Annotated in this window: 20 protein-coding genes; 10 read left to right on the forward strand and 10 right to left on the reverse strand. The window is 50.7% G+C overall.

What is annotated here, in order from left to right:
• Window positions 1–3: 3 nt before the first annotated feature.
• Entirely contained in the window at window positions 4–882 is an 879-nt protein-coding gene (locus BD749_RS09470; protein WP_101444127.1) for a tyrosine-type recombinase/integrase, read from the forward strand.
• Between the two features lie 24 nt (window positions 883–906).
• Window positions 907–1,209, forward strand: a complete 303-nt coding sequence (gene hpf / locus BD749_RS09475; protein ID WP_101444128.1) for a ribosome hibernation-promoting factor, HPF/YfiA family — start codon at window positions 907–909, stop codon at window positions 1,207–1,209.
• A 95-nt stretch (window positions 1,210–1,304) separates the two neighbouring features.
• Here the strand turns inward: hpf and metK are convergent, their stop codons facing one another.
• Window positions 1,305–2,609, reverse strand: coding sequence for a methionine adenosyltransferase (gene metK / locus BD749_RS09480; protein WP_101444129.1), 1,305 nt, complete (start codon window positions 2,607–2,609; stop codon window positions 1,305–1,307).
• A 310-nt stretch (window positions 2,610–2,919) separates the two neighbouring features.
• Between metK and BD749_RS09485 the strand changes: the two genes are divergently transcribed.
• Entirely contained in the window at window positions 2,920–3,741 is an 822-nt protein-coding gene (locus BD749_RS09485; protein ID WP_101444130.1) for a phosphatase PAP2 family protein, read from the forward strand.
• Between the two features lie 199 nt (window positions 3,742–3,940).
• Here the strand turns inward: BD749_RS09485 and BD749_RS09490 are convergent, their stop codons facing one another.
• From BD749_RS09490 to BD749_RS09515, 6 genes are all read right to left on the reverse strand, one after another.
• A complete protein-coding gene (locus tag BD749_RS09490; protein ID WP_101444131.1) occupies window positions 3,941–6,343 on the reverse strand; it encodes a prolyl oligopeptidase family serine peptidase in 2,403 nt (800 codons plus the stop codon).
• A gap of 112 nt (window positions 6,344–6,455) precedes the next feature.
• A complete protein-coding gene (locus BD749_RS09495; RefSeq protein ID WP_101444719.1) occupies window positions 6,456–8,123 on the reverse strand; it encodes an amidase in 1,668 nt (555 codons plus the stop codon).
• 145 nt (window positions 8,124–8,268) lie between these two features.
• Window positions 8,269–9,744 carry a RagB/SusD family nutrient uptake outer membrane protein gene (locus BD749_RS09500; RefSeq protein WP_101444132.1) on the reverse strand — a complete coding sequence of 492 codons (1,476 nt, stop codon included), beginning with the start codon at window positions 9,742–9,744 and terminating at the stop codon, window positions 8,269–8,271.
• A gap of 17 nt (window positions 9,745–9,761) precedes the next feature.
• On the reverse strand, window positions 9,762–12,929 hold the full coding sequence (locus BD749_RS09505; protein WP_101444133.1) for a SusC/RagA family TonB-linked outer membrane protein: 3,168 nt from the start codon (window positions 12,927–12,929) through the stop codon (window positions 9,762–9,764).
• Between the two features lie 323 nt (window positions 12,930–13,252).
• On the reverse strand, window positions 13,253–13,633 hold the full coding sequence (locus BD749_RS09510; RefSeq protein ID WP_101444134.1) for a TM2 domain-containing protein: 381 nt from the start codon (window positions 13,631–13,633) through the stop codon (window positions 13,253–13,255).
• Window positions 13,634–13,636: 3 nt separating this feature from the next.
• Window positions 13,637–13,966: a DUF2752 domain-containing protein gene (locus BD749_RS09515; protein ID WP_245868969.1), complete on the reverse strand. Its 330-nt coding sequence runs from the start codon at window positions 13,964–13,966 to the stop codon at window positions 13,637–13,639.
• A gap of 111 nt (window positions 13,967–14,077) precedes the next feature.
• Between BD749_RS09515 and BD749_RS09520 the strand changes: the two genes are divergently transcribed.
• Complete coding sequence (locus BD749_RS09520) at window positions 14,078–14,293, forward strand: YgaP family membrane protein (RefSeq protein WP_101444136.1); 216 nt, start codon at window positions 14,078–14,080, stop codon at window positions 14,291–14,293.
• Window positions 14,294–14,356: 63 nt separating this feature from the next.
• Entirely contained in the window at window positions 14,357–14,890 is a 534-nt protein-coding gene (locus BD749_RS09525) for a dihydrofolate reductase family protein (RefSeq protein ID WP_101444137.1), read from the forward strand.
• 149 nt (window positions 14,891–15,039) lie between these two features.
• On the opposite strand, the gene BD749_RS19390 is transcribed toward BD749_RS09525, so the two are convergent.
• Both BD749_RS19390 and BD749_RS09530 read right to left on the reverse strand, forming a co-directional pair.
• Window positions 15,040–15,207, reverse strand: coding sequence for a hypothetical protein (locus BD749_RS19390; protein ID WP_180336365.1), 168 nt, complete (start codon window positions 15,205–15,207; stop codon window positions 15,040–15,042).
• Window positions 15,208–15,490: 283 nt separating this feature from the next.
• Window positions 15,491–16,756, reverse strand: coding sequence for a DEAD/DEAH box helicase (locus BD749_RS09530; RefSeq protein WP_101444138.1), 1,266 nt, complete (start codon window positions 16,754–16,756; stop codon window positions 15,491–15,493).
• A gap of 360 nt (window positions 16,757–17,116) precedes the next feature.
• Here BD749_RS09530 and BD749_RS09535 point away from each other — a divergent pair, with 360 nt between their 5' ends.
• From BD749_RS09535 to BD749_RS09550, 4 genes are read left to right on the forward strand one after another with little or no spacing between them, the layout of a single operon-like run.
• Complete coding sequence (locus BD749_RS09535; RefSeq protein ID WP_101444139.1) at window positions 17,117–17,803, forward strand: TetR/AcrR family transcriptional regulator; 687 nt, start codon at window positions 17,117–17,119, stop codon at window positions 17,801–17,803.
• A gap of 9 nt (window positions 17,804–17,812) precedes the next feature.
• Window positions 17,813–19,552, forward strand: a complete 1,740-nt coding sequence (locus BD749_RS09540; RefSeq protein ID WP_245868972.1) for a peptidase domain-containing ABC transporter — start codon at window positions 17,813–17,815, stop codon at window positions 19,550–19,552.
• Between the two features lie 2 nt (window positions 19,553–19,554).
• The gene (locus tag BD749_RS09545; protein ID WP_101444141.1) at window positions 19,555–20,910 is read left to right on the forward strand and encodes an HlyD family secretion protein; all 1,356 of its coding nucleotides are present in this window, start codon (window positions 19,555–19,557) and stop codon (window positions 20,908–20,910) included.
• A 4-nt stretch (window positions 20,911–20,914) separates the two neighbouring features.
• Window positions 20,915–22,351: a TolC family protein gene (locus BD749_RS09550; protein WP_101444142.1), complete on the forward strand. Its 1,437-nt coding sequence runs from the start codon at window positions 20,915–20,917 to the stop codon at window positions 22,349–22,351.
• A gap of 238 nt (window positions 22,352–22,589) precedes the next feature.
• Here the strand turns inward: BD749_RS09550 and BD749_RS09555 are convergent, their stop codons facing one another.
• Window positions 22,590–25,145 (reverse strand): lamin tail domain-containing protein, encoded by a 2,556-nt coding sequence (locus BD749_RS09555; RefSeq protein WP_245868975.1) that lies wholly within the window; start codon window positions 25,143–25,145, stop codon window positions 22,590–22,592.
• Window positions 25,146–25,574: 429 nt separating this feature from the next.
• On the opposite strand from BD749_RS09555, the gene BD749_RS09560 reads away from it, so the two are divergent.
• A complete protein-coding gene (locus BD749_RS09560; RefSeq protein ID WP_101444144.1) occupies window positions 25,575–26,564 on the forward strand; it encodes an aspartate-semialdehyde dehydrogenase in 990 nt (329 codons plus the stop codon).
• Window positions 26,565–26,573: the final 9 nt, after the last annotated feature.

Raw genomic sequence — 26,573 nt, forward strand, 5'->3', positions numbered from 1 at the left:
GGTATGGAATTATTTTTTAAGTATCTCGAATACGAGAAGCGGTATAGCCCGCATACCCTTACATCTTACCACACCGATCTGGGCCAGTTTGCGCAATACCTGCAGGACACCTACCAGATCACTGATCCCGCCGAGGCAGACCATACCATCATCCGGTCGTGGATCCTGACCCTGGTGCACAAAAACCTGGAGGCACGTTCTGTTAACCGGAAAATTGCCTGCCTCCGCTCCTATTATAAATTCCTGTTAAGCCAGCAGCGCATCAGCGCCAACCCAATGCTGCGCATCAAGGCACCCAAAGTTTCCAAAAAACTTCCGGCCTTTGTGCCCGAGGAGCCATTCAACAACTTCCTGGATAGCTTTACCTTTGAAGACACCTTTGAGGGACAACGCGACCGCCTGATACTGGAATTCCTGTATGGCACCGGTATGCGCCTGGCCGAACTGATCGGTATAGCCCACGAAGACGTAGACTTGCACGCCAAAACGGTACGGGTGCTGGGCAAGGGAAACAAGGTGCGCATCATCCCTTTAAACGATACATTGGTAGCTGCCATCAGGCAGTATCTGGAGCACAAGAAAAGCACCTTTGTCAATAACAATTCGGAAAGGCTGCTCGTTACTAATAAAGAACGAGCCCTCTATCCGAAGTTCGTTTATCGTGTCGCTAAAAAGTACATCAGCTTGGTTACCACTTCTGAACATAACAGCCCGCATGTGCTGCGACACTCCTTCGCCACTCACCTTCTGAACAATGGCGCCGACCTCAATGCCATCAAAGACCTGCTGGGGCATGCCAGCCTGGCCGCAACACAGGTATACACACACAATTCGATAGAAAAGCTTAAATCGATTTTCGAGAAAGCTCATCCAAAAGCATAAGTTTAACCATAAAATGTTACGATTATGAAGCTACAGATGCATTCCATCCACTTCGAGGCTGACAGACAGCTGACCGATTTCATCCAGCAGAAAGTAGACAAACTGGAAACATTCTACGACCGCATTGTAGAAGGCGAGGTGTTTCTTAAACATAACAACAACGACGGAACAGATAACAAGACTGTAGAAATTAAACTATACGTGCCAGGCTCCACCCTCTTCTCGAAAGAAGATGCGCCTTCTTTTGAGGCAGCCGCCGATGCAGCGGTAGAGGCCATGCGTCGCCAACTCAAGAAGTATAAAGAAAAACTTCTGGCTCACCACTAAGCCAGTCTGACATTTGCTATACCTGCAACAGGTATAAAACAAAAGGCCTGCTGATCGCTCAGCAGGCCTTTTCTATGATTAAAAGTGGAATACGGTTACAGACCGAACTCCGCCTTGATCTTATCAACATAGTCAAGTTTTTCCCAAGTAAAAGTCTCGAACTCTTTCACCTCCTTCACTCCGTTTACAGAAACCTCTACCGTCTTTTTGCCTGGCGTTCTACCCATGTGGCCATAAGCGGCAGTTTCAGAGAAAATCGGGTTTTGCAGTCCGAAGCGGTGCACGATCGCATAGGGTCGCATGTCGAACAGCTTGTTTACCTTTTCAGCGATTTCACCGTCGCTCATCACATTCCCGTTCGCATCCTTCACTTTGGTAGAGCCGTAGGTCGTCACGTACAAGCCAACTGGCTTGGCCACACCAATGGCGTAAGCCACCTGCACCAGTGCCTGATCAGCTACACCGGCAGCTACCAGGTTCTTGGCAATATGACGTGCTGCATAGGCAGCCGAGCGGTCAACTTTAGAAGAGTCTTTGCCAGAGAAGGCACCACCACCGTGTGCACCTTTGCCACCATACGTATCTACGATGATCTTACGACCTGTCAGACCAGTGTCGCCGTGCGGGCCACCGATCACGAACTTGCCTGTTGGGTTGATGTGGTAAGTAATTTCATTGTTGAACAGTTTCTGGATACGCTCTGGTAACAGATTCAGTACACGCGGTATCAGAATGCTGTCCACGTCTTCTCTGATCTTCTGCACCATCTGTTTCTCAGCGGCAAGCTTCGCTTCGTTGCTGTCGTTTTCAGGTAGCACAAACTCATCGTGCTGTGTCGAGATCACAATCGTATCGATCTTCTCCGGCACGTGGTTGTCGCTGTATCGGATAGTTACCTGCGACTTGGCGTCCGGACGCAGGTAAGTCATTTCCTTGCCTTCTTTGCGAATGGCAGAAAGCTCCTCCAGCAACAAATGCGAGATGCTCAGTGCCAATGGCATGTAATTATCTGTTTCGTTGGTGGCATAGCCAAACATCATACCCTGGTCACCTGCACCCTGGTCTTCAGGATTAGTACGCTCCACGCCTTGGTTGATGTCCGGAGACTGCTCATGTATAGCCGATATCACGCCACAGGCATCGGCGTCGAACATATATTCTGATTTGGTATAGCCTATACGCTTTATTACATCGCGGGCGATCTTCTGCACATCTACGTATGCTTCGGTTTTCACTTCGCCGCTCAGCACAACAAGCCCTGTCGTAACCAGCGTTTCGCAAGCCACCTTAGACTGTGGGTCCTGCTTTAAAAATGCATCTAAGAGGGCATCAGAAATCTGATCCGCTACTTTATCCGGGTGTCCTTCTGATACGGACTCGGAGGTGAACAAATATGGCATCTTAATGATGGGTTTAGGTACAAAGTATAAACCAACTGCCGGCAATGACAGCGAGTGCAAAGCTACGGCAATTCCGTCACAATAAAAACGATCATGCGCAGAAGGTATACCTGCTCCTGTAATCAAGGTATCCGGTTAAGCTCGGTTTGCCACGAATTGCATCTATCAAATAAAAACTATTTGATCTTTATATCAACCCTGCAGGAGGCAAAAGTTAGCCACAATGCTTACGAACAAAACAAATTCAACACAAAACCTTTTATATATAGCCGCGTTTCAATCATTAAAATTGCACATTTAAGATTCAACCATGAAGAAATATATTCTAATGATATGGTGCCTTGTGCTGACAGCACAGGCCAGCCAGGCACAAAGTGACTCTCCCTATAGAACCAAATTCGCAATAGATGCGCCGATAACGGCTGCAGGTATGGGCCTCAGCTATTACGGACTTACCCGTATGCAGGATAAGGACGGGCTTACCGAAGAGCAGATCGCTAACCTGAACAAGAACCAGGTCAACAGCTTCGACCGTTTCTCTGCCGGCTGGGACTCTGACCAGGCCAAGAAAGTGAGTGACTTCCCGTTCTATGGCTCTTTCGCGCTTCCTTTGGTATTGGTGGCGTTCGACGATGATGTGCGCAGCAATGCCGGGCAAGTGCTCGGGATGTACGTGCAGACCATGGCCATCACAGGCGCTCTATTCACGATGTCGAGTGGTTTTAACCCCAGAACCAGACCGCTGGTATATAGCCCGGATGTTGAAATGGGAGATAAAATGCGAGCCAATGCCCGTAACTCTTTTTATGCCGGGCACACGACGGCTGCGGCTGCGGCTTCTTTCTTCTTTGCGAAGGTGTTTCACGACTTTAATCCGGATTCGCCTGCCCGTCCTTATGTGTGGGTAGGAGCAGCTACTGTTCCGGCCGCCGTGGGTTATCTGCGTTTGCGCGCTGGCAAGCACTTCCTTAGCGATAACCTGCTGGGCTATGCTATAGGCTCGGCTGTTGGTATTCTGGTGCCACAACTGCACAAAAAATCTAACGACAGTGGCTTCTCGCTTAACCCTACCATCATACCGACATTTAACGGCACTGCTTCGCAAGGTGCTAATCTAAGCTATATCTTCTAAGCAGATTTAATAAATGCATCAGCAGCTGTCCTACTGAAATCTCTTGCAAGCCATAAAAACTGGCCAGCATTAGGCATGGGGCACTGATAGCTAAATGGTAAAAGACAGTTATTGGATAAGGCTAGCATTCTCTAAAAACAATAAAAGCGAACGCCCGACAGAAATGCCGGGCGTTCGCTTTTAAAATTACCATTACAGCTTACTTCTTCAGATTCTCTTCAAAGAGTTTGTAGATGCGCTTGTATTCATCCGTCCAGCTGGCTGGCTCTGTAAAGCCATGGTCCTCTACCGGGTAAACCGCCAACTCCCAATTGTCCTTGCCTAGTTCGATCAGGCGCTGCGTCAGGCGCACGACGTCCTGAAAATGCACGTTGGTGTCTACCATACCGTGGCAGATCAGGAGTGCTCCCTTCAGGCCCTCGGCATAGTAAATTGGCGAACTCTTGGCGTATGCCAGGCTATCGAGCTGCGGCACGTTCAGAATGTTGGAGGTATAACCGTGGTTGTAATGAGCCCAGTCTGTTACGGAGCGTAAAGCGGCACCGGCAGCAAACACGTCCGGCTCTGTGAACATGGCCATCAACGTAATGAAGCCGCCGTAAGACCCACCGTAAATACCGATGCGCTTCGGATCGACGTTATACTTGTCTACCAGCAGCTTGGCCCCATCTACGTGGTCGCTCAGATCCTTACCACCCATAAACTGATAGATGCCGGTGCGCACATCTCGGCCATAGCCGGCGCTGCCACGGTAATCAATGTCCAGCACGGTATAGCCATTATCGGCCAGGAAGTTGTGGAACATGTATTCCCTAAAGTAAGAGCTCCACCACTTGTGCGCATTCTGCAGGTAACCGGCACCGTGCACAAAGATTACGGCTGGCCCATTTGCCACAGCTTTCTCCGGGCGGTATAGACGGGCATACACATCCTCCCCATCACTTGCCTTAAAGCTGATCACTTCCGGCTCGCGCCAGTTATAGGATTTAAATTCATCGGTAAGCGATTGTGTCACCTGCCGAGGCTTGGCGCCTTTCTTATTGTCCTGCACGAACAGCTCCCAGGGCTTGTTGCTGTAAGAATAGCGGATGGCCAGTGTTTTTTCGTCCGGAGAAAGGGTTACTTCGTGCGCGCCAGTGCCGGAAGTCAGTTGGGTCATTTCTCCGCCGTTAACCGGCATCCGATAGAAATGCTTCTCGCCTGGGTGCACCTTGTTGGCTGTGAAATACCAGCTCTTCTTATCTTTGGAGATCTGTGGGCCGGAAATCTCAAACTTCCCACTCGTCAGTGCTTTTTTACTGCCATTGTTGAGGTTCACGACATATAAATGCGAATAACCGCTCTCCTCCGACTGGAACCAAACATGTTCATTATCCGGCATAAAGCCAATGTCGCCTGTTCCGAAACCTATACCTGGGCCGTTGATCCAGGCCTCATCACGCTGACGGTCGAGCGTACTCAGCTTGCCAGTGGCAGGGTCGAGTTTCAGAATCCATCGGTCTTTGTTATCGGCTGAGCGGGCTACCATCACGGCGTGCTTGCCATTGTCGGACCACACAGGCCCGAATACGGTTACGGCACGGGCTTCCGTTTTAGCAGGTTTTGTAGCAGGCTCTTTTGCGGTGCTTGCTTTGGTGTCACGGTCGCGCAGGTAAGCTGGCTGTTCGTTTATACCATCTATACCCGCTACCTGCAGCGCATAGGTAGTGTCGCGGCTGATGTCGTACACAAACGACTCAAAGGTCGCCTGGGCATCCCCTACTTTGGTGCGGGTGTTGATGTCTTCGGTATAGCCTGATGAAGTTACGAAATCCGGCACGATGGCCACCTTGGCGTTTCTCGGGCGCGTTACCATGCGGTAGCTGATGTAGCGCTCATCCGGACTTAGCACGATGTTATCAACAGACTTGTCACCGATGTAAATCTCCTTTGGCCTTTTTGGGTTGTCAGCCTTCTGCTGTTTCTGGGCAGCCTCTTTGTCTGCCTCACGCTCCCGCACGATCTGCAGCAGTGTCAGTTGCTGCTCTTTCAGCCAGTCTCGTTGTGGGTTCTTTCCTTCTCCTGCCGGCTGGTTGCCTTTTTTGAAATCAGTTAACTGAGCTAACTGCCCATTGGCGATTGTCCACAGGTATAGGTTTCCGTCCTTCACGAAAGCCACTTTTTTCTCATCATAGCTAAAGGAGGGGCTATTCTCGCGTTCTACCGTATTGGTGATCTGCTGGGTTTTGCCACTCTTGATATCGAGCAGGTATAAGTCTCCGTTCTTTTCGTATACCTTCTGGGTTTTGGCTCTGTTATAGCGCGCGTTCCAGGTTCCAGACAAGGCGCGACGTTCCTGTGCACTCACCTTCTGCAGATTGCCGCCATTTGCTGTTACGCTGTAAAGCGAGTCTTTGCGGTTGGCATCCGGATTCCAGCTGAAGTAAATCTTTTTGCCGTCTTCCGACCAGAATATGTTGCTGGGTGAAGTGCCGATCCAGGTCGGGTCGCGCATGATCTTCTCCACACTTAGCTTGCTGCTGTTTTCCTGCGCCTGCACGGCAGCACTGCCGGCCAGCACAAGCCATGACATCAGGAGAATAGCTCTCTTCTTAAGAAGCATAATAGATGTTGTGTTTAGATTAGGTTGTAGTGAAAGACTAAAAATAAGCTATAATACTCAAACATGCCAAGCCGCTCTCCTCTTCTTATTTCCTAGAGTCGGTTGTGCCCGGCTAACGGCTACTCAGTGCCATTGGTGGTCGCTGCTCGTCGTGGTTTGTCAAGTCCTGGTATAGCTTGGCCAGGGCAAGCACCTTTGCCTCACCGTAAAGCTGCCCCATAAAGGTGATGGTGGTGGGCATGCCGTTTTTCTGAAAGCCATTCGGCACAACCACACAGGGATGGCCGCTCAGGTTTGTCATCACCAGGTTGCTGCCTGCAAAAGATGGGCTCAGGTATACGTCTATACCTTTGAGTTGCTCGTGCATCTGCTGGATAATCAGTGAGCGCACTCGCTGTGCCTGCAAATACTCTACAGCAGTAACAAAGCGACCTGCTCTAAAGATATTTGGCCAGGCATTCTTGTGCTGTTGCACCATCAGGCTATCGCGACCGCTGCGGGTTAACTCATCGAAAGCAGCGGCTCCTTCTACCGATATGGTCAGGGTCAGGTCACGGGCAGGGAGGTTTGGCAGTTCGATCGGCACCAGTTCTATACCTGCTTTTCGTAGTGCCTCGAGTGTAGCTTTGTCATTTTCTTTAAAAGGATAGTCACGCTCAAAGTCTTTGTGCAGATAGCCTACCCGTAGCTTTTTTGCTTCTATGCTCTTGTTGTAATTGAATGGCGCATTTGCAACTGTCAGGTCTTTCCCATCTGGACCATAGATGGCGTTAAACACAATGGCACAATCTTCGGCAGAACGAGCGATTGGTCCAATTTTATCCATAGACCAACTAAGGGCCATAGCGCCATACCTGCTCACCCGTCCATAAGTGGGGCGCAAGCCTGTGGTTCCACACGCCGTGGATGGCGACACGATAGACCCGAGTGTTTCTGTACCGATAGCAAATGGCAATAAACCAGCTGACACTGCCGAAGCCGATCCGGCTGATGAACCACTTGAGCCTTTCGTCGTGTCCCAGGGTGAGCGGGTCTTACCCCCATACCATACATCACCCATGGCCAGTTCACCCAAGGTGAGTTTAGCCACCAATACTGCGCCGGCCTGCTCCAGTCGCTCCACTACCGTGGCATCCAGATCAATTTGCTGGTCTTTGTAGGGTACAGAGCCCCAGGTTGTTTTATACTTTTTAGTGGCGAGCAAATCTTTTACACCATAAGGTATACCGTGCAACATACCTTTGTACTTACCGGCTTTTATCTCCTGATCCGCACGTCGTGCCTGCTCCAGCGCCAGCTCCTCAGTTAGACTGGTAACGCACTGCAATGTTGGGCCGTGCTGCTTCAATCGATCTAAAAAAAATTTGGTAAGCTCCTCTGAGCTGATCTGCTTTGTTCTTACGAGTTCTGCGAGTTGTGGAACCGAATAGAAAGCAAGCTCCTCCCTGTTGGTAGGCAGCTTTATACCTTTCCGCCTTTCTACTTCGAATTTCTCCCGTTTCTGCTCAAACTCGAACCCAACAGGGATGGGGTTGAACTGTAGTGCAGGCGTTACCTCATTAGCCAGGGGTTGCTTTCTGATGCGCTGGTAGCCTTCCCGAAACTCTGCTACACTGGTTGTTGCCGAGTCTAGCTGCGCATCCGTGAAGTTCAGCCCGATCATTTGCTGTGCGCTACGCAACATATCCACCGTTATCTTGTCATCTGCCAGCTTCATCACGAAAGCACCCGACAAAAAGCAGATTGCGCCAAGAGCGGTATAGGTATAAGATTTCTTCATGAAAGTCATGTGCTTTGTTTTAGAGCTTTAAGTTAATAATTCTCTTCTACTTAAAGCTTTTGCTCAGGCATTATTAGGTATAAAAAAACCGCCCCCTGCATTGCAAGGGGCGGCTCTTATTAGATTCTATTTTTATCAGAATCGATTATGGGTTCTGATCACCAGCCGACAGTGCTTTATTGTTGTTAAGCTCATCCTGAGGAATTCTGAACAGAATCTGTGGATCTGTGATAGAACGCTCTTTTACCAGGATAAGGGCCTCAACGTGTTCACCGTTTGGAGCAGTACCAACAGTTCTCTTAACTGGTCTGTTCAGACGCTTCAGATCCAGGATAGAGAAACCTTCACCCCAAAGCTCGATTCTTCTCTGGATTAGGATCTCTTCGATTAGAGCTGTTCCAGAAGTAGCCAAAGTTACATACAATGGGTCTCTCGCTTTCACTAATGTCTCCAGAACTGTTACAGCCTCTGCGTCTCTACCAAGTCTGGCAAGTGCCTCAGCCTCGATCAAGTACATTTCAGAAGCTCTCATCAGCACGTAGTCAGCAGCCCATGAGCCAGCACCTGGCAGACGGAACTTCAGAGAAGTGTAGTTGTAGTAAGTGCCTTTGTTGTCAACAGAAGGAGCCTGTACGATCTCTCTACGCACGTCAGTAGGTGACATTTTCTCGTAAAGTTCTCTCGTGATCAGCTTCGTGCTACCCAGACCGGCGTAACCACCTGCGGTGTTTGCCATGTGCGAGAAGAAAGAAGCATAGATCGTAGACTGGTCGTTCGGAATCTGAAGACCCCACATCCACTCACCATTAGAAGTACCGAAACCAGCCTTGTAAGTAGCTGCATTCATCAGCGTATAACCCTGACGAGCTTCGTTTGCTTTTATAGCAGCTCTCTCCCAGTTCTCCATCTGCAGAGCTACACGAGCCTGAAGACCTTTTACAGTCTTTTGGTTGATGTGAGAAACGTGGTCTTTCGTTTTACCAGCTAACAGGGCTTCAGCAGCATCCAGGTCAGCAACAATCTGGTTGTAAACCTCTTGCACAGTACCACGGCCTTTACCTTCAGTAGTTGGCTCAGTGTACAATGGCACACCTGGGGCATTCTCGTTGCCTTTGTAAGTATGCTGGAACAGGTTAATCAGATAGAAGTAAGAGTGCGCTCTAAGGAACAGGGCGTTACCTTTGAGATAATCTCTGCGCTCCTGTGTACCAACAGCTTCATCTACGTTTGCGATAATAAGGTTCGCGTTGTTGATGGTTCTGTAGTAGTATCTCCAGGTAGCACCAGAGCGCGATGTTTGGGTAGCAGTACCGTATGCTGAGTGGTTATACTCTGCTACGAACCAACCATAACCACGTACTGGCGTGATTACGTCATTACCCATCATGTCCATCGTCAGGTCGTAAGACTTCTGCCCGAAGTGACCGTGGCTACCATCCATTGATGTCCACATAGAGCGGTAGATACCGTTCAGGGCTACTGTTGCACCTTCTGTCGAAGAAAACACTAAATCATTTGGCACCTGAGACTTAGGAGTTGTCTCCAGGTACTCTTTCTCGCAACCCGTCAGCACTAAAACTGCCAGTGCCAGCGGAGCTAGTTTTTTAACTATATTTTTCATTCTAGTAATATCCCTAATTAAAAGTTAGCGTTTAGACCAAGCGTGAAAGTACGCATCACTGGGTAAGTGAAGTCTGATGTACCGTTAAAGCTACGCTGTGGGTCCATACCTTCGTTCTTTGTGAAGATCTTGGCATTGTCAACAGATACGAATGCACGCATGTTGTTTACACCTACTCTTGAAGTCAACGTGTTTGGCAGAGTATAGCCCAGGTTGATGTTCTTGATGTTCAGGTAAGAAGCGTCGAACAGCCATCTTGTAGAAGCACCATCCTGTGTAGCCAAACCTTGCTGCAGTCTAGGTACATCTGTGTTGGTGTTCTCTGGCGTCCAACGGTTCAGCATATCTTTGCTGAAGTGTGTACCATAAGAACCTCTGTGCATCAAGCTACCGTAGTTGCTATCGTAGAACTTACCACCCACCTGGAATGTCATTAGGACAGAAAGGTCAAATCCTTTGTAACGGAATGAGTTAGTGAAACCACCCATTAGGTCAGGGATAGCAGAACCTTGATAATCATATGTGCCAAAGTTGATGTTGTTTGTTACAGTATCCTGGCCAATGATCTTATAAGCAGCATTGTCTGGCTTGTACTGTGTGTGGTCGGTGCGGTACAGGGCATCACCATTAGATGGGTCTACGCCATAGTACTCACGCAGCCAGAAGTCGTAAATGTTCTGACCTTCAGCATAACGCTTAGTGCCACTGATGATTGGGTCACCGTTAGGCATCTTTGTGATCTTGTTGGTGTAGCTGGTGAGGTTCATGTCCATTCTCCAGTCGAAGTCGCCTGTAGATACCGCATTGTAACCTAACTGCAGTTCCCAACCATTATTCTTCATTGTACCAATATTTTCCCATTTACCTAGGCCACCAGTAGAATAAGGAAGTGGAATTAAGAACAACAGGTTGTCAGAAATACGCTCGAAATATTCAACTGTACCTTCTACTTTATTGAAGAACCTGAAGTCAGCACCAATGTTGAAGTTAGCGTTAGATTCCCACTGTAGATCCATTGCTGGAAGTGAAGTTACCAGTGCACCTGGCGCATTCACGTTGTTCCAACCCAGTGAGTAAAGTCCTTGCCAAGCATAATAGTTCTGCGTTCCATCTGTGTTCAAGGTATTTTCGTTACCCTGCTCACCATAGCTACCTCTCAGTTTCAGTTCATCAACCCACTCAGCATTGAAGAAGTCTTCTTGTGAAATTCTCCAGCCTGCACCGATTGAGAAGAAGTTACCCCAACGTGTATCTTTGTGGAAGCGAGAAGATCCGTCTCTTCTAAAGCTGGCAGAAGCTAGGTATTTGTCAGAAAGGCTATAGTTCAACTGAGTGAAGTAAGACTCGATCTTGTGATCCTCAAAGTCAGAAGTACCGTCAGTCAAAGTTGCGGCTGAAGCAAGTTCAGTAGTACCAGGGAATGCGAAACCAGTCTTAGTAGTAGATACGTTTCTAGACTCCCAATCATAGTTTTCATGACCAGCTAAGGCTCGCAGGCTATGATTCCCGAACTGCTTGTTCCAAGTCAATACCTGGTTAAAGGTATAAGAAATAGTTCTTCTATCAGATTTAGTAGAGCGTCCGCTTACGTTGGCTGCATCACCAAACTGTGAGTTCTGGTAAGTAGTACCGAAACCATTGTAGTAGTTACCACCGAAAGTAGTTTTGAATGTGAAGTCTTCCAGGAATTTCACTTCAGCAAAAGTGTTTACAGTTGCCTCGCTTCTTCTCAAAGATCTTTCGTCCAGAGCCAGCGTACCAAGCAGGTTAGAGTTTGGCGCATATGGTCTGGCACCCATCTGGCTTGCATTACCCCAGTCCAGCGCATTACCACCACGTACAGGATCTGCTACGAAGTTACCTTCGCCATCACGCTGCCATACCGGGTAGATTGGGCCCATGTAGCGAGAGTAGTAGAATGGGTTAGATGTAGCGGTACCAGTTGCATAGTTACCCTGGTTTTCAGACATGTTACCGGCAATATTAACACCTGACTTTAACCAGTCAGTTACTTGCGTATTGATGCTGGCACGTGCATTTACACGGTCATAGCCAGAGAATTTAGCGATACCTTCTTCTTTGATATAACCAACAGACAGGTAGTAGTCGCTCTTCTCAGCACCACCTGACACGTTCATGTTCAGGTCTGTACGGTTAGATTTCTGGAACAATTCCTCAGCCCATGAGTCGCTGTAAAGCAAACGAGCATTTGGGTTCAAACGGCCAGTAGCCGGATCGATCACCTGGTTGCCAGGCACGTTGAATGGGTTGTAAACAAGACCGCTTCCACCTGCAATGTTGTCAGAAGCAAATTTGTTAGCAGCAGTAAGATCTTGGCCAGGCTGAGGTGCGCCACCGAGTTTCGCATTACGCATAGCCTCCCACATCAGTTCGTAGTATTCCTGCTCGTTTACACGGTCGTACTCTTTAATAGCACGATCAGAAACACCTCTTCTCAGGTTAACAGCAATGCTAGGCTTGCCAGTCTTACCTCTCTTAGTTGTAATCATGATCACACCGTTCGCAGCACGAGAGCCATAAAGTGAAGATGCTGCCGCATCTTTCAATACTGTTACAGACGCGATGTCGTCAGTTGAAATAGACTGAAGTGTGCCGCTGAAAGGAACACCGTCCACAACATAAAGAGGTTCGCTGCTTGAGTAGATAGAACCAATACCACGAACACGCACAGAAGCGTTAGAACCAGGAGCACCACCACCGTTGGTAGTTTGGATACCTGGTACCAAGCCCTCAAGTACGCGTGTAACAGATGTTACCTGCTGTCTCTCGATCGCTTTTGTTGTGATGGTTGACTCAGCACCCGTAAAGGCTGTTTTTGCGATAGTACCGTAAGGCACCTGGATTACAACCTCTGACAGCTGCTGGCTATCAATATCCAATGTCACGTTAACTGAAGTATTTGCGCCAATCGCCACCTCTTTTGCCACGTATCCGATGTAACGGAACACCAGGGTGTTCGCATTATCTGGCACGTTTACGCTGAATGAACCGTCTGCATTCGTTGCAGTACCTGTGGTGGTACCTTTCACAACTACAGACACACCTGGTAGAGGTGCTCCGTCCCCTGCCCCTGTAACTTTACCTGTTATTGTCCGACTTTGAGCCGCTACCTGACCCAAAAGCGCAAACAAAAACAAGAAGTTAAGTAGTAATACTTTCTTCATAAACTACACTTGTTTTGTTAGGTTGTTGATAAATAGATTAGATAATAGAATAGTTTTATCTCCAAATATAGGCATTAAAAACATTTAACAAAACCTTAACAAAGATTCTTCGTAATATTTTTTTATGCCTTTTTGAGACCCCTAACGACATAAAATGACCTCTGCAACGCACTGAAGGTCACTTCATTCAACTTAACTAACATTTTATTGGAGAAATTTTAAGGCGAAAGCTTGCCCGCCGATGTAAATTTTCAATAAAATTTACATCTTCAATACACAAGGTGTTATGGTAAGTTACATTGCCCTCGTAACAAAAGCTAAACTCAGTAGTTGTTGGTACCACCATAATTCCCTGTCTGCGACATGACAATGGCGTGAGCCTGCTGTGCTTCTTTAATATTGTACTCGAATGCCAGGCGCTTATAATTTATAAGATCGATAATAGTGCCTATAAAACAGAGTCCGGCCGTGAATAAGTAGAGCAACCCCATGCCTATATGCCCCAGCACAAAACGATGCACACCTGCCACCCCAAAGAAACCCAGCGCCGCCGTAATAAGCACTAACATCGGTTCGCGCCGGCGCGCTCTGTAAACCGACGTAAACTGTTGCGCCTCATATTCCGACATAGAATTGAGCAAACCTTGCACATAAGCCATCTCATCAGGCTCGAGCTCAGGCATTAAATTAAATACATTAGCCATAGTTTATAGTTTAGAGTGAAGTAGGTATAATTTCCGGGATTGTGCGGATAGCTTTGCTACCCGCCAACTCAGGAGGAGCAGCGCCGGCAATCCCAGCGGATGCGCTCGCCATGAGGATGTCCACTCTCCCCTGAACAGGTAAGCAATGCTATGGCCAAGCCCACAACCCGGGCACCCATCTGGCCAGATCCAGCTTAAAGGGCACAAACTGAACAGATGGTCGCCGGCAGGTTCCATAACGGCCAGCAACACCAAGCCTAACACCCAGGCTCCTGCTTCGGGTAACACATAGCGGGCGGCATAAAAGGCACTGTCTCTGTTCATCACTTGCATTACCCCTATAAGGTATACTTAATATCCTGATTGTCCAAATTATAATGCAATCAAATTAAAACAACTCTCTATAAATGTCACGTATGACATAAGGAACCTAAAATAAAAAGTATGGAATGTAACGTAGGATTGACGGAGCAGAAATTTCGGGTGCTGGCAGGAATGGCCATGATCGGAGTAGGGGCATTTTATAATATCAAAGCCCTGTCTGTTTTAGGGGCGATACCTATTGTAACAGGCATGTTGCGCTACTGTCCCGTTAACCAGGCAATTGGTTACAATGGCTGTGCCGGAGAACAGCACCGGGTTAAGAGCGCGGTGCTCTAACTCTCTATTATATATTATAGCTTCTCCTATACCTGAGCGCCGGTTTTGCGTACCTATAGCGCTATGAGAAAGATCATCCTATACATTGCAGCGAGCACCGACGGGTTTATAGCCCGACCTGACGGAAATATTGACTGGTTGCACGACAAGAAATATAACATCCCGGACGAGGACTTTGGCTACAGCGCCTTTCTGCAAACCATCGACACTACGCTGATGGGCCACACCACTTATCAGCAGGTGCTGGGTTTCGACATGCCCTTCCCTTACCCCGACCTCAAAAACTATGTCTTTAGCCGGTCCGCACAGCACAACAATGAGTATGTCACGTTTGTAAAAGATGGCGTAACAGACTTTATAGAGCAGTTGAAAGAGCAGCCAGGCAAGGACATCTGGCTGATAGGCGGCGGGCAATTGAATACTGCCGTACTTAATGCAGGCCTCCTCGACGAGATCATCCTGACATACATACCCATTATATTAGGCAAAGGTATACCGCTCTTTTCTGAAGAGGCACAGGAGCACAAACTCAAACTGATCCCAACCGACAACAAACTATACCGCAACGGTTTCCTGCAGGTCAGGTATAGCTGCTAAAAAGCTGCAGTAAAAAGGCAAGAGCCGCTCCATTTACCATAGGCGGCTCTGTGCATCATCAATGTTCATGTTGTTGGGTGCTGGCTGCCAGTCCGGGTAAAGCTAATCCCAGCAAAGCATAGCTTCAGTTTATTGGCAGGATGGCTTCGCTATTTCGTTTCGGTAGTATTATCTGGGCCATTAGCAGGGCTGTCTGTTGGCTCGTTAAGTTTGTGTTCAGCCATTCTGTTGTGTTCTCGCTCCAGTCTTTCTTCCCGAAGCATCTCATCGTTGATTCCGTCTGAGAAACTGCGGCTCACGCCAAGGCTATCGTCCACAGTGGGCAGGTTATAGTTTCCAGTATTAAAAAATAATCCTGAAAGGAAACTTCTTCTGTATCGTCTCATCTCATGCTCCTTTCTTTGATTGATTTGCCGGGGTTTGTCGGCAGGTTTATAAATTGATTTACAATAATATATACGTATATCACTCCAAATCAATCAATATCATGGCACCCTTATAAAGTTGAATTGCACTCAAAGGCAGCACTTTTTAGTGGAATATAAAAAGGCCTGTGCAAACACCATCTCTGCACAGGCCTTTCGTTATCCCTTTTGTACTCTACTTCTTTTTCTTAGCCTTGGCCTTGGCTTTTTTCGATTTGGCAGCTTTCACTTTCGAGTCTAACTCTTCGGCCTCTTTCATCAGGGCTTTCCAGTCGAACTTGGCCTCGGCGCTGAAGTCGATGGTTGTTTCGCGGTCCTCGGGGTCGAGCTGCAGCACTTTGATGTCTTTGGTCAGGTAAGTCTGTATCTCGTCTAGTATCGGCTTCTCCTCGGTACTGCAAAACGACACGGCTATACCTTTGGCCATGCCCCGGCCTGTTCGGCCCACGCGGTGCACGTAGTTTTCAGGCTGGTCGGGCAGGTCATAGTTCACGACGTAGTCCACATTAGGTATGTCGATGCCGCGGGCGCTCACATCGGTCGCGATCAGCAGTTTCACCTCCCCTTTCTTGAACTTCTTCAGGGCCTCGAGCCTGTCTTTCTGCTCTTTGCCGCCATGAATGCTCATCGCCGCGACTTCAACCCGCTCCATGGCTGCCACTACACGCTCGGCCCGCACCTGGGTGCGCACAAAGGCCAGTATCTTTTTATCCGGATTTTCCTTCACCACCCGCTCCAGGAAGAAACGCTTCTCGTCCATCTCCACGTACATCACCGAGTGGTCCACGTTCTTCGAAACCGGATCTTTTGGGGAGATCTGAATACGCACCGGCTTATTGACAAGCGAGTAGGCCAGCTCCTTGATCTTTTCGTTGATGGTGGCCGAGAAGAACAGCGTCTGTCGCTTGCGGGGCAGTTTGGTGATCAGTTGCCGGATGTCGTGGATAAAACCGAGGTCGAGCATGTGATCCGCTTCGTCGAGCACCAGCGTCTCGACGCGCTCCAGCCGGATGTAGCCCTGGCTTACGAGGTCGAACAGGCGGCCCGGCGTAGCCACCAGGATGTCTATACCTGCCTCTAGCTTAGCGATCTGCGGCCCCTGCTCCACCCCCCCGAACACACAGAAGGTCTTTACGCGGGTATGGCGCCCGAGCTGCTCAAACACCTCTGTGATCTGCAAGGCCAGTTCGCGGGTCGGCACCATCACGACACACTTGATACCGTCGGAGCGCCGGCGGTTGATCTGGTATTGCAGCTTATCGAGCACAGGTATAGCAAAGGCAGCCGTTTTGCCGGTGCCCGTTTGGGCGATGGCCAACACGTCCTCCCCTTTCATGATGGGCGGTATGGCTTTGAACTGGATGTCGGTCGGTTTGCGGAAACCAAGCTTGTCCAGGCTCTTCTTGATCTCGTCGGATATGCGGTAATCTTCGAACTTCATGGCAATGCGTTGCTGATTGGCTACTGGTCTTTACGTAAGGCCCTAGCGAATTGCAAAGGTACAGCTTCTTTTTCTGATTCGCGTCAGGTATAGCTCTAGGCTGGCTATACCTATGAGTAAGGCCAAACCTATTCAATTACCGATTTGCGCGGCATAAAACTTGGCCCATGCTATAGAGCGCTATACCTGCCTGATAATCAAATAGGTAAAATCAGGCAAAATATGTTTAGGACAAAAAAGTAAAATAAATCTTTTCGATAGTAAAACTATCATATTAGAAAGTTGTTATAACTTTGCGCTGTAAATCTCGAATAAAAAGCAGCCGGAAGGTATAGCAACCGCTCCTAACTCACCAAGGCCATGAACACAACGAGCATCAAGATAAATTTAAACCACAAAGCCTACTTGCGCGATCCGGAGCTCACCGAGCTTGGCCAGCGCATTATCCGGGAGAGCATCCGCCTTATCGACGAGCTGGGATTTGAGCAGTTCACCTTCCGGAAACTGGCCACTGAGATCAACTCGACCGAAGCGTCTGTGTACCGCTATTTCGAGAACAAGCACAAGCTGCTGGTATACCTGGTGTCGTGGCACTGGGCCTGGCTCGACCACTTTGTGCTGTTTCATACCAACAACGTGGCTGATGCCCGGGAGCGTCTGAGCAGGGCTATCGATGTGATCACCGCATCCGGCACCGACAACCCCGCCACGCTCCACATCAGTGAGAGCGCTCTGCACCGTATTGTGATCAGTGAGGCCTCCAAGGTATACCTGACCAAGGAGGTGGACGATGATAACAAGGACGGCTATTTTTTGGAGTACAAGCGTTTGTGCCACCACCTGGCCGAGATGGTGCTGCGCATCAACCCGGACTACCCTTACCCGCATGCGCTCATCAGCACCATTATGGAGGCGGCCCACCAGCAGGTTTTCTTTGCCGAGCACCTGCCCTCGCTCACCGAGATTAAGGGAACGCAGCGAAGCCCGGAAGAAACGGCTATTTTTTTAAAACATCTTGTTTTTGCGGCAGTTGACCAGAAGAGATAACACAGACACATGAACAAAGCTTATAAACACCGACCTCAATACACTCCCATGCAGCGCTTCTGGCAGCTGCTTGCAGCCGAGAAACGCGAGATCGTATACCTGTACATTTATGCCATTGTGGCCGGCCTTATCAGTTTGTCGCTGCCGCTGGGCATTCAGAGCATTATTGCCTTTGTATCCAGTGGGCAGATCACGGTGTCGGTGGTGGTGCTGATCACCCTTATTGTGCTGGGCTTGCTTATTGTGGGTGGCATGCAGATCATGCAACTGTGGCTGGTGGAGTACATACAGCAGCGCATTTTCGCGCGAACGGCTTTCGACTTTGCCTACCGGGTGCCGCGCCTGCAGTCGGAGGCGCTGCACCGTTACTATCCGCCCGAGCTCATGAACCGCTTCTTCGACACGGTGTCGCTGCAAAAGTCGATGGCCAAGCTGCTAACCGACTTCACCACATCTGCCATCCAGATCGTGTTCGGCCTCATCCTGCTGTCGTTCTACCATCCCTACTTTATTGTGTTCGGTATGATCCTGATGATCGTGCTCATCGGCATCCTATACCTGACGAGCCCCCGCGGGATCGATACCAGCATTACTGAGTCGAAGTACAAGTATAAGCTGGTGGCCTGGTTACAGGAAATGGCCCGCTCCATGAACAGCTTTAAACTGGGTGGCCAGTCTGTGTTGCCCACCGAAAAGACCAACGGCTTTGTTACCAGCTACCTGAAGGCACGCAAGCAGCACTTTCGGGTACTGATGACGCAGTACTTCAGCTTTGTGGGTTTCAAGACCGTAATTACGGGCGGCCTGCTGGTGCTGGGTGCTGTGCTCGTTATTCAGCGGGAAATCAACATTGGGCAGTTTGTGGCTTCCGAGATCGTGATCATTCTCATCATGACAGCCGTGGAGAAGATCATCATCAAACTCGACACTATTTACGACCTGCTCACCAGCCTTGATAAACTTGGCCAGGTAACCGATATGCCGCTGGAGGAAGAACGCGGCCTGACGATGCCCGACAAAGGGCAGGGCCTGTCGATACAGGTGAAGAATCTGCGCTACCAGTACCCCAACGTAGAGGAGTTTGCCATCGACGGCATTTCGTTTGATGTGCTGGCCTCGGAGCGGGTGTGCATTGCGGGCTTTAACCGGTCGGGCAAATCTACGCTCAGCCAGCTGCTGCTCGGCCTGTACGAGAACTACGAAGGCAGCATCGCCTACAACAACCTCTCGATGCGCGACCTGGACAAGAACAGCCTGCGCCGCCTCATTGGCGACAACACATCGAAGGAGCAGGTTTTCAACGGCACCATCCTGGAGAACATCACGCTGGGCAAACCGAACGTACCGATTGACGATGTGGTGTGGGCGACCGATAATGTGGGCCTTACCGACTTCATCCACGAGCTGCCAGACGGGCTGCAGACCGAGCTGACCGGCGGTAGCATTCGCCTGCCGGCCAGTGTGTCGCGCAAGATCATCATGGCCCGCTGCCTGGTGCACCGCCCCAAAATGCTGCTCCTCGACGACTTCTGGGGCGGTATGGAAAAACACGAAAAGCTGCGCCTGATCCAGATGCTCTCGTCGCACGAGTTCAGCTGGACGGTCCTGATCATTTCCAACGACCCGGAAGTGATGGCGATCTGTGACCGCACCCTGCTCCTGAAAGACGGGCAGTTGGTGGCAAACGGGAATTTTGAGGAAATAAGTAACAGCGTCCCCTATCGGCAACTGGCCAACTTGACTGTATAATTATGAAAGAGAAAGATCCTTATACCCCGACGGGGGAGAACAGGGCCATGGAGGCGATGAAAATGGTGCAGACCCCCAGTCTGGGGCGCACCCTAGCCTTCTGGATCTCAGGCATAGTGCTTCTCCTGATCCTGAGTCTGTTTCTGCCCTGGACCCAGAACATCTCGTCGCGTGGCGCGCTCACCGCCCTTAACCCTGCAGACCGTCCGCAGACCGTACAGAGCACCATTGCAGGCCGCATCGACCGCTGGCATGTGCAGGAAGGCGAGCTGGTGCAGAAAGGCGACACGATCGTGAGTTTATCGGAAGTAAAAGAAAAGTTCTTTGACCCGCAGCTGCTGGACCGGCTCGACGAACAGGTGCAGGCCAAGGAAGGAGCTGCCACCGCTACCAAAGCCAAAACCGCGGCCCTGCAGGACCAGATCAGGGCCTTGCGCGAGGGCTTGCAGTTCAGCCTGCAAAAGGGCCGCAACAAAATAGCCCAGACCCGCCTGAAGGTGCAGAGCGACAGCGCAGACCTGGCTGCCCAGCGCGTAGAAGTAGAGATAGCACGCAACCAGTATGCCCGGCAGGAGACACTATACGAACAAGGGCTCAAGTCGCTGACTGAGCTGGAGGCACGCCGCCTGAAGCTGCAGGAAGCCGAGGCCAAGCTGGTGGCCAACGAAAACAAACTCGGCAGCTCGCGGGCAGAGCTGCTCAATGCCTATACCGAACTCAATTCGCTGCAGGCTGAGTACGCCGACAAACTGGCTAAAGCTGAATCGGACCTGAACGCAAACCAGGCCTACCTGTACAGCACGCTTGGGGACGTCTCCAAACTCAGAAGTGAGTATAGTAGTACCCTGGTGCGGAGTAATTTTTACCAGGTGGTGGCACCGCAAACGGGCTACCTCGTGCGCACGCTCCGGGCAGGCATAGGCGAGAACATCAAAGAGGGAGAAGCGATTGCGACGATTATGCCCGAAGACCCGCAACTGGCCGTGGAGCTTTATGTGCAACCCATGGACCTGCCCCTGCTCTACCGCGGCGCTCCGGTGCGCCTGCAATTTGATGGCTGGCCGGCACTCGTGTTCTCTGGCTGGCCAAATCTGGGCTTCGGTACATTCGGTGGCAAAGTAGCCGTAATTGACAACACGGCTACCAATGGCCTCTACCGCATGCTGGTGGTGCAGGACCCGGAGCAGGAAAAATGGCCGGAAGCGATCCGCATCGGATCCGGCGTACAGGGATGGGCGATGTTGAATACCGTGCCGATCTGGTACGAGCTGTGGCGCCAACTGAACGGCTTCCCACCTGATTATACGGGCACACTGCCAGTAGAGGGAGCCAATACGCAAGCCAAAGAAGAGAAATAAGCACATGAGGAGATATCTTTTTTTAGTCTTTTTGCTGTTGCTGCTTTGCCTGACAGGTATAGCCCAACCGGGCGCGGCCCAACCGTCGGACTCGGTACAGGTGCTCACCATGCACGCGCTTTACGAGCAGGTGCTGGCGCACCACCCGCTTTCGGCGCAGGCAGCCTTGCTCGCCCGTCAGGCGGATCAGGAACTGCGTATGGCCCGTGGCGGCTTCGACCCTGTGCTTGACAGCAAGTATGGCGAAAAGCAGTTTTCGGATAAAGAGTACTATACCTATTGGAACAACAGCCTGCGGGTACCGCTCTGGTTTGGCCCTCAGTTGCTGGCAGGCTACGAGCGCAGCAGCGGCCCTTACCTCAACCCCGAAAAATACACCCCCTCTAACGGGCTGAGCTACGCGGGTATAGCCATACCACTGGGACAGGGCTTGTTTATGGACGAGCGCCGTTCCATTGTGCGGCAGGCACAGTTGCTGCCCCAAATGGCCGAGGCCGACCGCCTTAAACTGGTAAACAAACTACTGCTTGATGTAGCCAAGGACTATTGGGACTGGCTCTATTATTACCATGAGGTGCAGGTATACCGGGAGGCGCTGGAACTGGCAGAAGTCCGCACCCGGGCCGTAAACGAGCGGGCCCGCCAGGGCGACCTGGCCGCCATCGATACCGTGGAGGCCCGCACTGAGGCACTCAATCGTCGGGTATTGCTCAGCGCTGCCCTGCAACAGTACAACAACAGCAAGCTTCGGGTAGAAATGCACCTCTGGGATGAAGGCAATCAGCCGCTCGGGCTGACTGCCAACGCCGTGCCCTCAGCTGAAGGCACGGAGCTTGATCCGCTTAGTGCCGGAGATTTGCAGGAACTGGTAGCACTGGCCAAGGTGAACCACCCCGATATCGTGAAGCTCGACCTGAAGGGGCAGCAGCTGGAAGTTGAGCGCCGTTTCGCAGCCGACAAGCTTAAACCAAAGCTGGATGTAGAGTATAACCTGCTGCAAAGCGACTTTTTTATGAATGGCGAAGCGTTTCAGGCACCTTACATGCGCAATAACTACCGGCTGGGCGTGAGTTTTAGCCAACCACTGTTTTTGAGGGAGGAGCGCGGCAAACTGCAGCTCATCAAGATCAAGCAGCAGGAAGTGGGTTTTCAGCAAACTTATACGCTCCGGGCCATTGAGAACGCCGTGCAAATGGTTTACAATGAATGGCTGGCGCTGGAAGAGCAACTTGCGCTGCAGGAGCAGATGGTGACCAACGCCCGCATCCTGCAGGAAGGCGAGGTAGTTAAATTCCAGAGCGGAGAAAGCTCCATCTTCCTGATCAATGCCCGCGAGCAGAAGCTACTGGAGTCGCAGATCAAACTCTATGATTTGCGCAGCAAGTATGCTAAAACCAAAGCACAACTCTACTGGTCGGCCGGCAGTATGCAGCGGGAGTAAACCTGGATTCTAAAGAAAATAGCAAGCCTCTGTGGATAACCTAGACTTATCCACAAAGTTGCTAACAAACTTAGCTACCCTCCAAAAAAGTTAGTTTAAGAAGTTTGAATGGGAATATTTCTAGCAACTTTCTGAAGTTGTTAATTTCCAGGTCTCAATAGTCCTAGATGGCTGAAGTGCTAAATTCACTTGTTGTTCATTAAACAATTTAACCATCAGTTTCCAAACTCCTTAACTTTTACAGCCTCCCTCCTACAACCACCCGCTCCTTGTGCACGCTCTTCTGCCCGTCAAGCCCGAAGAGCTCAATATAGAACAGGTAGTACCCAATAGCAGCTTTGGTGCCGTCCTGTCGGGTGCCATCCCAGCGGAAAAAGCCGTCTGTGGCGAGCAGCTCGTTTCTTACCAGCTTGCGCACCTCCCTGCCCTGGGCGTCAAACACCGTGATAGTAGCCACAAAGCCGGATTGGTCTGTGCTGAAATTGATCGTCGTAAAATCTTCGTAACCGTCACCGTCCGGAGAGAAGACCCGAGGCTCCACCGAAAACATGCGCCGCGCCGCTATACCTGACTGTGATTGTGAATTGAGGTAACCGGGGGTGGCGCCAACCGACGTGGCTGCCGAGTGGAAGTTATCAGGTGCAGTTGCCCCTTCCAGCCGGATGCGCTCCAGCGAAATACCGTTACGGTCATCGATCAGGCTGAAGTGCATGCGCTCGCTGTAGTCGAAACGGTCGGCAATGCGGCCATCGGCCTGCAACACAATGACCGAGCCAGCCGCGTCGGGGTAGGAAGGCATGGAGCTCATCCGCAGAAAAGTCTCGTCGCGGGCAGCCGGGTAATTGCTTTTAAGGTTCTCGGGGTTAGTAGTGAGCACCACATATGCCCCGGGCTCCAGCACATAGCTGCCCGCCGTGATCGTGCGCCGATTGGCAATACTGTCATTACTGGTGTTGGCCAGTTGCCAATTTTGCAGGCTGATATACTTATCGCTGCGGTTGACCAGCTCCACAAAGTCCACGCCGCCGGGCCTTGGGTTGAACAGCACCTCGTTGATGACCACATCGCCGGGCTCCGGCGCGGAGGGCAAGGCAAAAGTAAAGGTGAGCGGCTGTGAATTGAGGTTGCCGGCGCAGTCGCGTATACCTGTGGCGGTTAAGGTATAGCGTTGCCGCTCCTGCAGTGGGCTGGCAAGCTGCAGCACAACTTCTTCAAACAACGGTGAGCTTACTTGCACCCCAGCTATACCTATACCTGCCGGACTCAAGGTATAACGACTCACCTCAGCCACTTGTGCGCTATCCAGGCGGTCGTTAAATCGGAGGAGCAGGCGGTCGGGTGCCAATGCTGTGACACTGAGCAATGCAGGTGGGGTATTGTCAGGTATAGAGGCGGCAATGGAGTTGGGTTGAGCGGGTGTGCCGCCGCGTGGGTCTGTGGAGGCGATCCAATTCTCAGCACCAGCACAGGGATTGGTGACATCAATCATCTCCAGACTCCAGCCCCCGTTACGCTTGGCCGTGTCGCGGTACCAGGTGTCGTTGTAGCTTACGGCGTAGATCAGGCGACCACTAGGCTGGCGCAGTTGCAGGAGCTCGCCAGTGTTGTTGAGGCTCGGGAAATTGCTGATGCCGATCACGCGGCCGTACTGCGTAAAATTGGCTACCTGCGTATTGGGCACCACCACGGCATACTCGCCGGGCTGCAGGAGTACGTTGGGCAGTGTAGTGGTAGAGGTGGCGTCGGAGTAGCGTATACCCTGCAGTGTAAGGACTTTCTCGGTGGGGTTGTGCAGCTCAATATACTCCACGGCGGGTAAGCCAACGGCCGGTGTTTCGCGGGCCATGATCTCAGTGATCAGCAACTCGTTATACCCGGGCAGCACAGGCGGCAGCGCATATTGAAAAGTCAGCTCTACCGGACTAGGCAAAGCATTCCCATACAGGTCGGCTATACCTGCCACCGCAATCGTATTAGCGCCGTTTCGTAGCGATTGCGCAAACGTGAGTAAGACCGTGCTACTTTCGTTAAGCTCAACAGAGATTGGTTTGATGTTTCCGTTCAAGGTATAGCTGACCGGGTTTTGGGCAATGGCAGGGGCGAGCGGTTCATTAAAGCGCAGCTCCAGCGTCTGGGTGCTCAGGGGTTGCGCAGCTTCGAGCACGGGCGGGTTTATATCGCTTATCCGGAAATCATCAAAGAAAAAGCGCTGACTGTTGGCTGAGCTATACCTGACCAGCACGCCAAAATAAGCCGAGCGCTTATGTGTAGCATCTGTTACTGTACCTTGGTTACGATAACTTTGCCCGGTGCCGGTGGCGTCAATCTCCAACTGCCAGGTATAGTCCAGGCTCCTGCTCACCCGCACCCATACCAGGTTGTTCGAGGTCGCCACAGTCTTGTCTTCCCCGTTGATAATGATCACAGGCGTGCGGCCGGCGTCTTTCCGGTAAAGGCTCACTTCGTCGGCGGTGTTGCCGATGCGCACAAAGTAGCCGTTCACATCGGCTGCCTTCAAATCCGCTCTGTCTGAGATAAGGAAAATATCGGTGTAGTTGCTGGCAGAAGTGGCCAGGCGCAGATTGGCCCAAAACTCCCATACCGTGCCCACTGCCGCCTGTGAGGGTGTGGCCAGGTATAGCACGGTGCCTGTTACAGCTGGTCCGTTGCTTTGCAGTTGGTTTTGCGGATTTACGATAAATCCGCTTACATCGCCTGTCCAGGTGGGGTTCTGAGTAAAGTTGCCATCGGAGAAGTCGTCCTGCAGCTGGGCCGTGGCCAGGTAGGGCAGCAAAAGGAGAAAGAGAAAGACTCCTCCCCCCAAAACAGGAGAGGGAATTAGGTAAATAACTGCTTTAAATATTTTGCTAATAGCTTGGTGTAAAGTTTGTTTCATGCGCAGATATTGTGGTGAAAACTTACGAACTTTGCAGCCGCAAAAGGGAAAGCCTGTAAAAGCTGAAAATACTTACAGGTCTGAAAGTCGAAGATCTCGAATATTGTGAGTTCGGAAAACTGGCTACTTTTGTAAGATTTAGAACTTTTACGCGAGCCTAATAAGTTAGTTAATGGAGTTTGGGAGTTGAGGGGTTAAAGAGTTCAAGAATTTAGAAGTCTCGAGTTCTGAATCTAAATCCTGATTCGAATACTAAGTAATACAACAATTTGACCATCCAGCCATTTAAGACTCACTCAATCACTCAATATAAACATACCCTAAACAATGAAAGTAGCAGTAGTAGGCGCCACCGGATTGGTAGGCGGCGAGATTTTGAAAGTACTGGCGGAGCGCGACTTCCCGGTGACAGAATTATTGTTGGTTGCTTCTGAAAGATCTGTTGGTAAACAGATGGAGTTTAAGGGTAAACAGATAAAGGTGATCGGGATGCAGGACGCCATCGCAGCTGCCCCGCAAATCGCCATTTTCTCTGCCGGCGGCAGCACCTCTACCGAGTGGGCCCCGAAGTTTGCCGAAGTAGGCACCGTAGTAGTAGACAATTCATCTGCCTGGCGCATGGACCCAAGCAAAAAGCTGGTGGTGCCCGAAATTAATGCCAAGGAGCTAACCAAAGAAGACAAAATCATCGCCAACCCGAACTGCTCGACCATCCAAATGGTAGTGGCCCTGAACAAGCTGCACGAGGAGTTAAAGGCGAAGCGCATTGTCGTGAGCACCTACCAGTCGGTGACCGGCACGGGCGTGAAGGCGGTGGAGCAATTGATGAACGAGCGCGAAGGCAAAGAGGGCGAGAAGGCTTACCCTTATACCATCGACCTGAACGTACTACCACACATCGACGTGTTCCAGGACAACGGCTATACCAAAGAGGAAATGAAGATGATCCTCGAAACCAAGAAAATCATGGGTGACGACTCGATTCGCGTAACGGCCACAGCAGTGCGCATCCCGGTGATAGGCGGCCACTCGGAGTCTGTGAACGTGGAGTTTGAGAAGGATTTCACCTTGGACGAGGTATACCGCATCCTGAATGAGACAGAAGGTGTGAAAGTGGTAGATGACGTGAAGAACCTGCAGTACCCGATGCCAAAAGACGCCCACGGAAAAGACGAAGTACTCGTAGGCCGCGTACGCCTCGACGAAACCCAGCCACGCACGCTGAACCTATGGATTGTAGCAGATAACCTGCGCAAAGGCGCCGCTACGAATGCCGTGCAGATTGCGGAGTATCTGGTGAAGCAAGGGTTGGTGTAGGCTGAAAGA

This window comes from Pontibacter ramchanderi (assembly GCF_002846395.1).
Lineage (GTDB): Bacteria > Bacteroidota > Bacteroidia > Cytophagales > Hymenobacteraceae > Pontibacter > Pontibacter ramchanderi.

Excerpts from the sequence above, each read along its gene's own strand:
- BD749_RS09470 (WP_101444127.1), top strand. The coding sequence starts at position 4 with ATGGAATTATTTTTTAAGTATCTCGAATACGAGAAGCGGTATAGCCCG.
- hpf (WP_101444128.1), top strand. The coding sequence starts at position 907 with ATGAAGCTACAGATGCATTCCATCCACTTCGAGGCTGACAGACAGCTG.
- metK (WP_101444129.1), bottom strand. The coding sequence starts at position 2,609 with ATGCCATATTTGTTCACCTCCGAGTCCGTATCAGAAGGACACCCGGAT.
- BD749_RS09485 (WP_101444130.1), top strand. The coding sequence starts at position 2,920 with ATGAAGAAATATATTCTAATGATATGGTGCCTTGTGCTGACAGCACAG.
- BD749_RS09490 (WP_101444131.1), bottom strand. The coding sequence starts at position 6,343 with ATGCTTCTTAAGAAGAGAGCTATTCTCCTGATGTCATGGCTTGTGCTG.
- BD749_RS09495 (WP_101444719.1), bottom strand. The coding sequence starts at position 8,123 with ATGAAGAAATCTTATACCTATACCGCTCTTGGCGCAATCTGCTTTTTG.
- BD749_RS09500 (WP_101444132.1), bottom strand. The coding sequence starts at position 9,744 with ATGAAAAATATAGTTAAAAAACTAGCTCCGCTGGCACTGGCAGTTTTA.
- BD749_RS09505 (WP_101444133.1), bottom strand. The coding sequence starts at position 12,929 with ATGAAGAAAGTATTACTACTTAACTTCTTGTTTTTGTTTGCGCTTTTG.
- BD749_RS09510 (WP_101444134.1), bottom strand. The coding sequence starts at position 13,633 with ATGGCTAATGTATTTAATTTAATGCCTGAGCTCGAGCCTGATGAGATG.
- BD749_RS09515 (WP_245868969.1), bottom strand. The coding sequence starts at position 13,966 with ATGCAAGTGATGAACAGAGACAGTGCCTTTTATGCCGCCCGCTATGTG.
- BD749_RS09520 (WP_101444136.1), top strand. The coding sequence starts at position 14,078 with ATGGAATGTAACGTAGGATTGACGGAGCAGAAATTTCGGGTGCTGGCA.
- BD749_RS09525 (WP_101444137.1), top strand. The coding sequence starts at position 14,357 with ATGAGAAAGATCATCCTATACATTGCAGCGAGCACCGACGGGTTTATA.
- BD749_RS09530 (WP_101444138.1), bottom strand. The coding sequence starts at position 16,756 with ATGAAGTTCGAAGATTACCGCATATCCGACGAGATCAAGAAGAGCCTG.
- BD749_RS09535 (WP_101444139.1), top strand. The coding sequence starts at position 17,117 with ATGAACACAACGAGCATCAAGATAAATTTAAACCACAAAGCCTACTTG.
- BD749_RS09540 (WP_245868972.1), top strand. The coding sequence starts at position 17,813 with ATGAACAAAGCTTATAAACACCGACCTCAATACACTCCCATGCAGCGC.
- BD749_RS09545 (WP_101444141.1), top strand. The coding sequence starts at position 19,555 with ATGAAAGAGAAAGATCCTTATACCCCGACGGGGGAGAACAGGGCCATG.
- BD749_RS09550 (WP_101444142.1), top strand. The coding sequence starts at position 20,915 with ATGAGGAGATATCTTTTTTTAGTCTTTTTGCTGTTGCTGCTTTGCCTG.
- BD749_RS09560 (WP_101444144.1), top strand. The coding sequence starts at position 25,575 with ATGAAAGTAGCAGTAGTAGGCGCCACCGGATTGGTAGGCGGCGAGATT.